Source organism: Aeromonas sp. 600774, assembly GCF_049175075.1.
Classification (GTDB): domain Bacteria; phylum Pseudomonadota; class Gammaproteobacteria; order Enterobacterales; family Aeromonadaceae; genus Aeromonas; species Aeromonas veronii_A.
On record NZ_JAAKUJ010000001.1, the window covers coordinates 306898 to 318587 of the forward strand.

The 11690-nt window shown below is 57.2% G+C and carries 7 protein-coding genes; 4 read left to right on the forward strand and 3 right to left on the reverse strand.

What is annotated here, in order from left to right; genetic code table 11:
- Positions 1-99 precede the first annotated feature (99 nt).
- From G5171_RS01305 to G5171_RS01320, 4 genes are read left to right on the forward strand one after another with little or no spacing between them, the layout of a single operon-like run.
- Positions 100-1419 (forward strand): lipopolysaccharide biosynthesis protein, encoded by a 1320-nt coding sequence (locus tag G5171_RS01305; RefSeq protein ID WP_421259700.1) that lies wholly within the window; start codon positions 100-102, stop codon positions 1417-1419.
- Positions 1407-2813, forward strand: coding sequence for an O-antigen ligase family protein (locus G5171_RS01310; RefSeq protein ID WP_421259701.1), 1407 nt, complete (start codon positions 1407-1409; stop codon positions 2811-2813). The genes G5171_RS01305 and G5171_RS01310 overlap by 13 nt, the downstream gene beginning before the upstream one ends.
- Positions 2810-4081: a glycosyltransferase family 4 protein gene (locus G5171_RS01315; RefSeq protein ID WP_421259702.1), complete on the forward strand. Its 1272-nt coding sequence runs from the start codon at positions 2810-2812 to the stop codon at positions 4079-4081. Before G5171_RS01310 ends, G5171_RS01315 begins: the two co-directional genes overlap by 4 nt.
- 12 nt (positions 4082-4093) lie before the next feature.
- Complete coding sequence (locus G5171_RS01320; protein ID WP_421259703.1) at positions 4094-5230, forward strand: glycosyltransferase family 4 protein; 1137 nt, start codon at positions 4094-4096, stop codon at positions 5228-5230.
- A 44-nt stretch (positions 5231-5274) separates the two neighbouring features.
- Here G5171_RS01320 and G5171_RS01325 read toward each other — a convergent pair whose 3' ends face one another.
- The 3 genes from G5171_RS01325 to G5171_RS01335 all read right to left on the reverse strand — a co-directional run bounded on the left by G5171_RS01325 (position 5275) and on the right by G5171_RS01335 (position 11398).
- Entirely contained in the window at positions 5275-6321 is a 1047-nt protein-coding gene (locus G5171_RS01325; protein ID WP_421259704.1) for a diguanylate cyclase domain-containing protein, read from the reverse strand.
- A gap of 301 nt (positions 6322-6622) precedes the next feature.
- Complete coding sequence (locus G5171_RS01330) at positions 6623-9421, reverse strand: HD domain-containing phosphohydrolase (protein ID WP_421259705.1); 2799 nt, start codon at positions 9419-9421, stop codon at positions 6623-6625.
- A gap of 363 nt (positions 9422-9784) precedes the next feature.
- Positions 9785-11398: a response regulator gene (locus tag G5171_RS01335; RefSeq protein ID WP_421250214.1), complete on the reverse strand. Its 1614-nt coding sequence runs from the start codon at positions 11396-11398 to the stop codon at positions 9785-9787.
- Positions 11399-11690 lie beyond the last annotated feature (292 nt).

Here is an 11690-nt window from a genome sequence, read left to right on the forward strand (position 1 = left end):
ACAGAGAAGCTATCGTCTCTGGGCGGGAGTGAGTGGCGTGGGCTTTGCATTAGCGGTAGCTGACCCGAAGCGAGATGCTTCGGGTGGCTGGGAGGCCCTATGAAACTTGGTGTGAACCAGATTGCCATGCTCTACTACGCCGGTGGCTTGCTCTTGATGAAGGGGATCTCCCTGCTGATGCTGCCGGTGCTGACCCATCAGCTGCTGCCTCGTGAATACGGCCAGCTGGAGGTGCTGCTGACCCTCATCAATCTGGGCTCCCTGATCCTTGGCTTCGGGCTGGTGGATGCCCTCTACCGCTTTGCCGGATTGGCGAAAGATGAGCAGGAGCGTCAGCAGGTGGTGGCCCGCATGTTTGGTCTGGTCTGGCTGATCGCCCTGGCCAGTCTGGTGCTGCTCTGGCTGCTGGCGCCTGTGGTGCAAGCCTGGCTGCCGGTGGAAACCCGCCTTGCGGATGTGCGCTGGGTGCTCTGCGCCCTGCCGTTTGAAGGGGTGATCGGCGTGCCGCTGGCATGGCTGCGGATGCGCAATCAGGCGCGGTTCTTTTTCGTGGCGACCGCAGGCAAGGCGGTGATCCAGTCGGTGTTGACCGGCTGGTGGCTCTGGCTCGGCTGGGGCGTGAGCGGGGTGCTGGCCTCCGGCACCCTGACCTGTGTTGCACTGGCGCTGCTGCTCAGTCTCTGGCAGTGGCGAGATAGCGGGATCCGCTTTGACTGGCAGCACTATCGGCCGCTGCTGCGCTATGGATTGCCCCTGGTGGTGAGCGGGCTCGCAGGCTTTGCCCTGAGCGGACTGGATCGCTGGCTGCTGGCCGATGTGGTGGGGGAGGCGCTGCTTGCTTACTACGCGGTGGCGGGCAAGTTGGCGCTGGCGGTGGGGCTGTTGCTGCAACCCTTTGCCCTCTGGTGGTATCCCCGCCGTTTCATGCTGCTGCGCGAGCCTGATGGACTGCGACTCAATGCCCACTACAGCGTGATGGGGTCGGTACTGGGGTTTGTCACCGCGGGGATTGTTGGGCTCACTGCCCCCTTGCTTATTCGCTGGCTGACCCCGGAGAGCTATCACGGGGCGATCGCCTATATTCCGCTGCTGGTGCTGGGTATGGCGGTGCGCAATGTTTCGGACTTGCTCAATGTCGGCTGCTTTAGCGGCGAGAAGAGCAATGCCCAGATGGTGATCAATCTGGGCTGCAGCGCCCTTGGGGTGGCAGGCTTTCTGCTCGCCATCCCCCCCTTCGGGGTCGCCGGGGTGATCTGGACCCTGCTGCTGGTCTATCTGGTGCGGGCGCTCGCCTTTTATCTGGTGAGCCAGCGGTTGCTGCCGCTGCCGTATCGCCTCTCGCCCCTCTGGGCCAGTTCGCTCGGGGCACTGGCGATGGTCTGGCTCGGCCAATGGTGGGCAGGATCATGGCTCGTCTAACGCCAGCCATCTGGGCAAGCGCCATCTGTCTGGTGCTGGCCCTGCTCTGGTGGCGGCTGCCCCATCCCTTGCTGCTGCCAGTGCTCGGCCTTGCCATTCCCGCCATCTGGTTTGCCCTGCGCTGGCCCTTCTTGATGGTGCTGGGATTTGTCACCTTCTCCTTCTTTCGACTGCATGAGGTGTTCCCCCAGCTCTATCCCCTCAAGATCCCGCTGCTCTTCTCGCTGGCCGCCATCGGCGCACTGGTCTGGCACATTTTGCTGACCGGCCGGATCAAGCCCTACTGGAGCCAACCCCTGAGCTGGCTGACGGCCTTCTTTGTGATGGTCTCCATCGGTGTGCTGTTTGCCAGCAACCGGGGCGAGGCGATTGCCACCTGGACCGGCAGCTACAGCAAGATCTATCTGATGACCCTGGCCACCGCCTGGCTGGTGCGCACCCCGGGGGATTTTGCGTTGGCGGTGCGCACCTTTGTGGTGGCGGGTTGTCTGGTGGCGCTGGTGGCCCTCTACAACAAGGCGAGCGGGATCGGACTGGTGGAGGGGACCCGGGTGACCATAGGGCGCGAGCTGGGCTCTGTGCTGGGGGATCCCAACGATCTGGCGCTGGTGCTGCTCTTTCCTGCCGGTTTTTCGCTGAGCTTGCTGCTCAATCAGGGCAATGGGGTGGGGGGGCGTTTACTGGGGGGGCTCGGCTTTGCGCTGACTGCGGCCGCCATTATCGCCACCCAGAGCCGGGGTGGTTTGCTGGGTATCTGCGCCGTTGGTGGCCTGTTTGCCTGGCAGCGGGTGAAGTCGAAAACCCTGTTGATCTCGCTGGGGATGGTCGCGCTGGTGGTGCTGTTTGCCGCCGCCGGGATCAGCGACCGGGCATCTGGCGGTGCCGCCGAGAGCGGGGTCGATGCCTCGGCCATGGGGCGGATCTACGCTTGGCAAGCTGCCTGGGGGATGGCACTGGGCCATCCGCTGGTAGGGGTGGGCTTGTCCAATTTTTATTACAACTACTTCTTCTACAGCCCCCATTGGGATGGACTCAATCATGCGGTGCACTCCACCTGGTTCGGGGTGCTGGCTGAAACCGGCTTTGTCGGGCTGGCGCTGTTTATCGGCATGGTGACGGTGACACTGCGCAGTTGCTGGCGTTGTCAGCTTGCTGGCATGCCTCCTGCAGTGATCACGGCGATGCAGGGGGTGATGGCCAGCATGGTGGGATTTGTGATTTCGGGATCCTTCCTGACCCAGGGTTTTACCTGGCCCATCTATCTGGAATTGGCGCTGGCCGTCGCCGCCATCAAGTACGTGCAGCAGGCGGCCACAGAGGTGAAGGCCACCGCTGCGGATCATCAGGAGGCAACCCGGTTGCCGGCAGTGCCACCAAAGGGAGCAAGAGGATGAACGCAATCCCTGTTTTGCTGGTTCACTACGGAGAGGACTGGATCCGCGGCAGCGAACGCTGCCTGCTGGATCTGCTGGCCCACCTCGATCGCAGTCGGTTTACGCCGTTGCTCTGGTGCAATAGCCCAACGCTGGCGGCAGAGGCGGCCACCCTCGGGGTAGAAACCATGGTCGAGCCGTTCAGCCTGCTGCTGGGATGGCAGGCGCCCCGCTTTGATCTTGCGGCCCATCGGCGCCTCTCCCGGCGAGCCAGAGAGCTCATCACCGAGCGGCAGATTGGGCTGGTGCATGCCAACAGCGCGGCCCCTTGTCAGTGGCTGGTGGGGGTCTGTCGGGCGTTGCAGGTGCCGCTGGTGTGCCACCTCCATGCCCGCTACCAGCCCAGAGACAGATTCAGCCTGCGGGTTCATCAGGCAAGCGTGCTGATCGGGGTGAGCGAGCCGGTGTTGATCGGTTGGCGCCAGGATGGCTGCGCGGCCGATCGGTTGATCCGGGTACCCAACGGGGTGGATGCCGCTCGTCTGAATGGCGGTGCTCACTGGCCGGTCGTCGGCATGCTGGGCTTGCCCCCGGGGGATATGATCATCGCAACCGTCGGCTCCCTGATCAAACGCAAGGGGATTGATCTGCTGATCCGCTCGCTGGCTGCCCTGATGGCATCGGGGGAGGAGGCCCAGTTGCTGATCATTGGCAGCGGCCCGGAGCGGGAAGCATTGATGGCGTTGGCTGTCGAACTCGGGGTGGCCGAGCGCGTCCACTTTTTGGGCGAGCGGCCGGACAGTGCCGCGATCTTGCGGGGCGGGGTGGATCTGCTGGTCTCTGGAGCCCGTGAGGAGGTGTTTGGTCTGACGTTGGCGGAGGCGGGCATGTTGGGGCTCCCGGTCAGTGCCTATCGGGTGGGCGGCATCCCTGAAGTAGTGGAGGAGGGGGTGACCGGTTTGCTGGCAACCCCGGGGGATTGGGCCGAGATGGCTGATCACTGGCGGCAATTGAGCAATCCGCAGCGCCGATGTGAAATGGGGCGGGCCGCTCAGTTGCGTGCCGCACAGTTGTTCACGGTGGCGCGCTATGTCGACGGGGTCACGGCGGTGTGGGACGCCGCGCGGGCTGGTCGTTGGCACTCAACGGCCCCCGCGCCCTATCGCACACTCATTCATTGGGCGGGGCAACGACTCGTTGCCAGAGGGCGCAATATGCTGGCGAGTGGGGTGGCAAGAGTGGCGCAAAGAGTGCAACTGGGGTTTGGCCGCCGCAAGGTGCCAGAGTAAGGGAGTAGCAAGATGAGCATGCAAACTGAGCCGGTGTTTGGAAAGGTCATCGTCGTGGATCCCATCCCGTTTCGCGGTGGCTCCAAGGTTGCGACCGAAGTGCTGCTCGATGAGTTGGCCAAACGGATGCCCGGGCTCACATGCCATGTGCTGACCCAGGATCCCGGCTCCTGGTCCCGTTGTCAGCATCATCCTCTTTGGCTGCCCCACATATTGAAGGGGCGGGAGTCCGGCATCGGCTATCTGCTCAAACAGGGGTGGCAGACCCTGCTGATCCTCTGGCTGGTGTTGCGTCTGGGGCAGGTGAAGTGCCTGGTGGCGGCGTCCGGGCCGGGGGTGGATCTCTGCTGTTACTGGGCGGCCCGCTGGTTGCGGTGCCGGGTGGTTCAGCTGATCCATGGCCCTGTGGGGTGCTCGGGGCTCTCTGCCAGAGCCTTGCAACGGGCGAGTTTTGTGTTTTATCTCGAATCAACCCGCAGCTCCTTGGCGGCATTGCTGGCCCGGCTTGGTGAGACCGAGTTCCCGTCACACTGGCAGCCATTTACCAATGGTTTGAGCGAGATTGATTGGCCCAAAGCGACTCTGGGGGGGCCTCGTATTTTGTGGGCGGCCTCGTTGCTGCGCTGGAAGGGGCTGGAGACCATGCTGGCCGCCCATCAACTGATCCCTGATGCTCGCCCCGAGCTGATGGTGTGCTATCTGCAGCCCAAGGGCACGCTGCAGCCCTGTAGCCAGCCTCAGCCACAGCTGCCAGACACGCACTGGTATGCCAACCCCGCCAATCTTGACGAGATCCGATCTCAATGCGGCATTTTTGTCTCCACGAGTCACCAGGAACCCTTTGGTCTCTCCATTCTGGAGGCCATGGCGGCGGGATTATGCGTAGTGATCCCGGCCGATGGCGCCTGGTGGGATCGACACCTCACCGATGACGTGAATTGCCGCAAATATCAGCCAAACGATCCCGGCGATCTGGCGCAGGTGCTGGCCAGCCTCAACACCATGCCCGATGTGGTCAAGCGACTTGGCCATCATGCCCGCCTGCATGCCATGGCCCATTACAACGCGGCGGATACCTATCAAAGCACACTGGATCAGTGGGAAGGTATGTTGCGATGGGATGCGTTGAGCCTTGCCGTGCATGGTTAGCGCGCAGTGGTTTCCCGTGAGGAGGATGGGGGCGTATGAGGGACTTATGGGCAGACTGGTTGCGGGAGGCTGGGTGACTCCGCCACTCTGATGCAGTTACGGCCGGATGATTTGGCGGTGTAGAGCGCAGAATCAGCCAGTTTGACCAGTTCAGATGGCTGCCAGTGACTCGATGGTCTGAGGCAGGCAACACCCATGCTAACGGTCACCAGACCGGTGGCATTTTGTGCGTGTGGCTGCGCCAGTGCAAAAATCAGTCGCTGGATATGTTGGGCAATTTCATAGGCGGATTGACGCTCGACATGTGGCAGCAGGATGACAAATTCCTCTCCGCCGTAGCGAGCCACCAACTCCCCCGAGCGGCGCCCGGATTGCGCCAGGGTATGGGCCAGCAATCGAAGGCACTCGTCACCGGCAACGTGGCCATAGAGATCGTTGAACTGCTTGAAATGATCGATGTCGAGTATGATGAGCGCAATCGGCATCTCTGTCTGAATACAGTGTTCCCAGGCCTGGTTCAATGAGTTGTCGAACAGACGACGGTTGCCGATATTGGTGAGCCCGTCGGTATTGCTGAGCGCTTCCAGTTTCCGGTTCGCTTCCGCCAGCTCCTTGGTTCTGAGCTCGATAATGAGCTCCAGCTCATGTTGGCGCTCCTCCAGACTGGTCATCGGGTAAATTTCGCTTTCCCGAGCAGCACTGTAAGGGATGGAGATACTGCTGTGAGCAATTTTCCACGCCATGGCTTCGTGTCGAAAAATCAGCACCAACCTGGCGGTTCTGCGGGAGAGGATAGGTTCTGATTTCGGTAGATGGATATGGAAGAAGGCGGTGACAGCCACCACATCAGCGGCCAGATCTTGCAGGGTTACATCGAGTATTTCCAGGCGGATCCTGCCCGGGATCTGGGCAAAATCGCGGCGGGTTATCCGGATCCACTCATCTTTATCGGTAACCAGAACATCACTGCTGCCGGCAAAACCGCTGAAATTGTCGCTAAACCGCGTGGTGAGCCGATCATCCCGTGATGAATACAGCTCGATGTACTCATCAAACAGTGAGCGGATCAACGGTTCCCGTTCAGTGGTCATTGCGCTGGGCCCATGTGAAGTGGTCACGTTTTTAAAACGTTCGATTGAACTATAGTCAATTATGTCGTTTTAATTGGCTATCTATCTTGATTTTTATCGTTTTTTGTTCGATTACCGTTATTGGCAAGTGTCCGTAAGGTCAGTCAGAACAAGGTGCCATGGAGAGGATTAGCATGGCTGTCCGGTGCATATCCTCCCCATCTCTATTGCGCATCGGGGTGACCACCGGTGACAAGACGGCGGGTCTGCATGCAGATCCCCAGATTGCAGGCATCAGGTAACCCAGAGTGCCTCGCGGCGATCAATGGCTGGCGAGATAGGGGCTGATATCCACCTCGTCAATGAGCTCCGGGCTCATGTAACGCTTGGCATAGCGCAGGTAGACGCCAGAGCGGAGAAAGAGCGCAAACAGCTCGGGGTCGATATGGTGATCCTGTTGCATGAATCCCATGATGCGGATGGCCTCCGAAAGAGATTTGGCTTTCTTGTAGGGGCGATCGCCGGCGGTCAGCGCCTCGAAGATATCGGCGATGGCCATCATCCGGGCAGGGATGCTCATCTCGTCCCGTTTCAGCCGCTTGGGATAACCAGTGCCATCCATCTTCTCATGGTGTCCCCCTGCGATTTCCGGCACCTGTTTCAGGTTGGCGGGGAAGGGGAGTTTTTCGAGCATGATGATGGTCTGGATCATGTGCTCGTTGATCTTGTAGCGCTCCTCATCTGTGAGGGTGCCCCGGCGGATGGCGAGGTTGTAGAGCTCGCCGCGGTTATAGAGGTATTCAGGGGTGTTGACCTGAAATCCCCAAGGGTTGTCAGGGGCAAGGCGGTCGCGGTTGCTGCGGGTGAAGAGGTGATCCGGGCGATCGGCCAACAAGGGGTCGGTGACCGGCAGCGGTGACTCCGCGGCCCGCTGTTTGCGCGCCAGTTCATCCTGAGAGATCCCAATCCGATCGGAGAGCGTGCGCTGCCAGGTGCGGCCCGCGATCTGCTGCAGTCTTGCAATATCCTCTGTGGCCATAAATTCGCCCCCTTCGTTGCAACGGGCGATAAAGGCAAACTCCTCATCCAGCTGTTGCCACTGCTGTTGCAGCGTGGCCTGTAACGTGGCCTCATCACCCCCATGGAGACGTGCCTGCCAGTAGGCAATCTCGGCATCCCGTTTCAGCACTTCAAAGCGCATCCTGACCTCGTGAATGCGATCGCACAGGGTTTCCAGCTTGGTGGCCTTGTCGACCACAAACTCCGGAGTGGTGACTTTGCCGCAATCGTGCAGCCAAGCCGCGATATGTATTGCTTCCCACTGTTTTTCATCGAGCGAAAAGTGTTGGAAGGGGCCCTCCTTGGCCTCACATGCCGCTTCTGCCAGCATCTTGGTCAGTTCGGGGACTCGCTGACAGTGGCCACCGGTATAGGGGCTCTTGGCATCGATGGCCCCTGCGATGAGCTGGATAAAGGCTTCCAGCAGATTGCGCTGCTCCTCTAGCAGTCGCTGGGTGGTGAGCGCTACGGCGGCGGTGGAGGAGAGGGCTTTGACAAAGGACATCCGCTGCGGGGTCAGGGATTTCTGCTGTTCATCGATCAAAAACACCAGGGTGCCGAGCAGTTGGCCATCGCGGTTTTTCAGGGCTATCGGCCAGAAAGTCAATGGTGTGTCACTTTCCTCGATGTATGGAAAAAGGATCTGCAATTCGCTGGTGACCAACGCGACGGGTTCCAGTTCAACTCCTTGCAAGCTCTGGAACAGTGGATGTTTGGGTTGATTGAGGGACCCGATACTGTGGGTTGGCTTTTGCTCCTGTACCTCACCATTCCAGCACAACCCAGCCAGATCCAGCGTCTTGTTGCCGTTATCGGAGAGGTAGAGCATGCAGCCTGTTGCACCGGTGAGTTGCTGCATTTCGCTGAGTAGCCGTAAAAGCAAGCGGGGGAAGCTGGTCTCGCTTGAGAGTGACGTGGAAAGCTGCAAAAAGTGCTGGATCGTCGATTTCATGTTACCCATGGCCTGGGATAGATCGATGATTTCGGCAATATATGTGTTGACCCGGACAGGGTCATGGAAGTCGAAGCTGGCAATTTTTCCTGCCTCTTGCGTCAGGGCATCAAGAGGCTTGGCGGCGGTTCTGGCAAGCATTATTGCTGCGAAAAGGGCAAGAATCAGAAATATCCCCGACAATAGGAAGGTCTGGTTGCGAATGGTGATGGCGGTAGCCAGTAATTCATCGACAGGTGCCGCAATCCAGAGTGATAGCCGTGATTCATCCGCATCCGGCAGATCAATGCGCATTCCTTGCCAATCGTGCCCTTCCGAGTGAAACGTCAGTTTATCTATGTTCTGGTGTTGGCTGGCATCTATCAGATGTTGCAGCATGGGGAGCTCTGCCTCAGCGACCTTAGCTAGCCGATATGCCCCGTTCTCACCGTGAATGATCATGCCGCCTTTATGACTGGTAACCAATTCCCCCATCTCATTGACGATGGCCTGCCGCATATTTGGGGTGATCATGGCAGATTTGAGCAAGCGTTCGATGGATCTCAGACTCAGGTCTACCCCGACGACGCCAGCCCCGTTCTGCATCGGTTTGGCAAAGCTCAGGTTTATCTCCTGAGTATCGATCGAGATATAAGGTGGCGTTTGAACCAGTCGTCCAGCCTGTTTGGCTTGAATAAACCATGGGCGCGTTCTGGCATCAAAGAGCTGCCCTGATACCTGTTTGTGTTCGATGATGGTGAGATTGTCGGTCAGCGCGAAGATGTCCGTGAGGGTCGCAGTCTCTTGGTGCCGAACGCTTTTCAATATCCAGTGGGTATTGGCTGGAGGGGTCAGGCGTTGCACCTCTGCATCGGCAGGCCAGCGCATAAGCCAGAACATATCGCCGTTGTGGTACCCGGCATAAACCCCATTGGCTGAGCGCTGTCCTTTTAGCAAGGTTGCCATGTAAGGAAGGTTAGCCATGCGAGCAGCTAATGTTGTTGCCTCGATCAAGCGTTGCTGGGCGAGCATATTGGTGCTCAGTGCCGCAGGTCGAAATAGTCCCTCCAGCTCTTGAATCGTCAGTTGGCCGATCAGGCTGAATCTATCTTCGGCTTCCTTCATCAGCATGATTTTTGTCTGTCGGTATTGGTGGCCGAGAGTGCTCAGGGCAAACACCAGCAACAAACCTAAGAAAAGATGTGCAATATGGACATACAAGGGGATAACACGGCGAAAAAGATTCATGTTATCTCCTCAGGTAAATGGGGTCATGAAATGAGCCATAGAACAGACAACCCAACGGGATCATGGACAGTATTATTGTGTTCATCCTGCCTGCTGCATACATGAAGATTACCCCGTTGTGTTACACCACAAGATGAAGATCAATGGAAAGGACGGAGAAAACCCATCGTGTGTTACTCACCCATCACATAAGCAGAAAATAATTTGCGGCGGTGTCACGGCTGAACACGGGGACCTTGATCCGGTTCATTCTGGATATGGATTGAAATCCTCTTTTTGCGGGAAAATTGCTGAGATATTAAGCAGATGGGATTCTTCGTCAAGCGATGCAGTAACGGTAGCGCCATTAGCTTCCAGCATGATTTTTCCATGATAACCATTGCGACTGTGCATTTCTTTATTATCTGAGGAGGAGAGTTGATCGAACAGAGATGAGACACTGCTGATATCCAGCATGCTAGAGCTATCAATATTCAAGATAATGCTGTCTGGTTTTTTCAGACAGACAATCTCCACGCAGGAGGAGGGCGCTGCATGTTCACAAGCGAGCCGTATCAATATTTGAAATGCGGAATAACAGAGAAATTCGTCACCGGCGATGAACAGCTCGTCATAGAGATAATTTTTGGGTTTGGTCAGCTTGATATCGAGCTTTTTCTCGGCATAGAGATTTTTGAATTGTACCGAGAGCCGGTTGAATATCTCAAAGAGCTGGACTTTTCCCGCTTTCAAAACAAAGGCACCGGTTTCAATCTGATAGATCTCGGTGGCCAGACGGGTCAATTCCAGCGCATCGCCCACTGATTTTCTGGTAATGGAGAGCTGTGTCTTCTGGATCATGTTGAGCGATGGATCGGCCGCCAGCTCTTCCAACAGATGCACCGCATTGAGCAGGGGCTCCCGGATTTCATAGCGGATATTGAACTCGAGGCTCTCTTTGAGCCTGTTGAGCTCCAGCATCTGATCGAACTCTTTTTGCAGGTCTTTTCTGGCATGCACCAGCCGCATCAGATTGGCAATACGGAAACGCAGCATCTCGATGTCGATCGGCTTGGTGATAAAATCGACTGCTCCCAGTTTCATCGCCCGTTTACGGGAATAGATATCATCCAGTGCCGTCATAAAGACGATGGGAATATGTTCTGAATGGGGGTGTTCACGCAAAATTCTGGCGACATCAAATCCGTTCAGCTTGGGCATCATGATATCCAGCAGCACCAGGTCGGGTGGATTATCCGACTGGCAGATATTGATCGCCTTTTCGCCATCCTTGACTAGCTTGAGATGAAACTCTTTGCGAAATACCGAGGTGATCAGCATCAAATTATCTGGAACATCGTCAACCACCAGAATAGTGGGACTGTCCTGATTGCTGGCGATCAGATCGCTGTTGGAAAAACGGTGCAAACGACCAAAATCGAATTGAGATAGCTGGAGTTGCGATTGACTGGTTGCCAAAAGCAGCCGAGCGATCCTGTTTTTAAGTACATCGGGTTTGAGCGGGGTCAAAATAATGTCAGAGACTTTCGCCTGAACAAATTGTTCGATCCGTGAGCGATCGATCCCTGAGGTCAGGGTCAAAAAAGGCAGTGTGTGATAAGGGGCTGTGCTGCGGATATTTTTCAGCAGTGTGAGCAGATTCGCCGAGTCGATATCGATATTGCAGATGATCATGGCAACGGGGCCGTCAGATATGCAACGTTCCAGCGCCTCTACACTCTCCACCACCGTAATCTGGCTTATGCCAATGGCACGTAACTGCTGGCAGAGCGCATCACTATGCACATTATCTTTTTCCAGTACCAGCGTGGGCCCGGCAATGATTTTTGCTATGTCCATATGGCTATCTGATGTGCCCATCTGTTGCTGTATCCTGCCAGCTCATTTTGAGCATGATAATATAGAGTGCATGACCTTGGTCAACCGATACTGCGGTTATCTTGTGCTGGAGATCTAAATCTATACAGAGGCACATATCTTCAACTGGATTAACGGCTCAATCTGATCTGATGTCACAGCGACAGTGGGCGTAAGCCATCCTGTGACGCAACAAAACTGCCGCAATCACATATCCGCTGTCTTCTTGGCCAACTGTTGACTCCATTGGTTAGACCGCATATTTCAACCGGGTTGCCATGGCTGCCAGCCGGTG

Excerpts from the sequence above, each read along its gene's own strand:
- G5171_RS01305 (WP_421259700.1), top strand. The coding sequence starts at position 100 with ATGAAACTTGGTGTGAACCAGATTGCCATGCTCTACTACGCCGGTGGC.
- G5171_RS01310 (WP_421259701.1), top strand. The coding sequence starts at position 1,407 with ATGGCTCGTCTAACGCCAGCCATCTGGGCAAGCGCCATCTGTCTGGTG.
- G5171_RS01315 (WP_421259702.1), top strand. The coding sequence starts at position 2,810 with ATGAACGCAATCCCTGTTTTGCTGGTTCACTACGGAGAGGACTGGATC.
- G5171_RS01320 (WP_421259703.1), top strand. The coding sequence starts at position 4,094 with ATGAGCATGCAAACTGAGCCGGTGTTTGGAAAGGTCATCGTCGTGGAT.
- G5171_RS01325 (WP_421259704.1), bottom strand. The coding sequence starts at position 6,321 with ATGACCACTGAACGGGAACCGTTGATCCGCTCACTGTTTGATGAGTAC.
- G5171_RS01330 (WP_421259705.1), bottom strand. The coding sequence starts at position 9,421 with ATGCTGATGAAGGAAGCCGAAGATAGATTCAGCCTGATCGGCCAACTG.
- G5171_RS01335 (WP_421250214.1), bottom strand. The coding sequence starts at position 11,398 with ATGGGCACATCAGATAGCCATATGGACATAGCAAAAATCATTGCCGGG.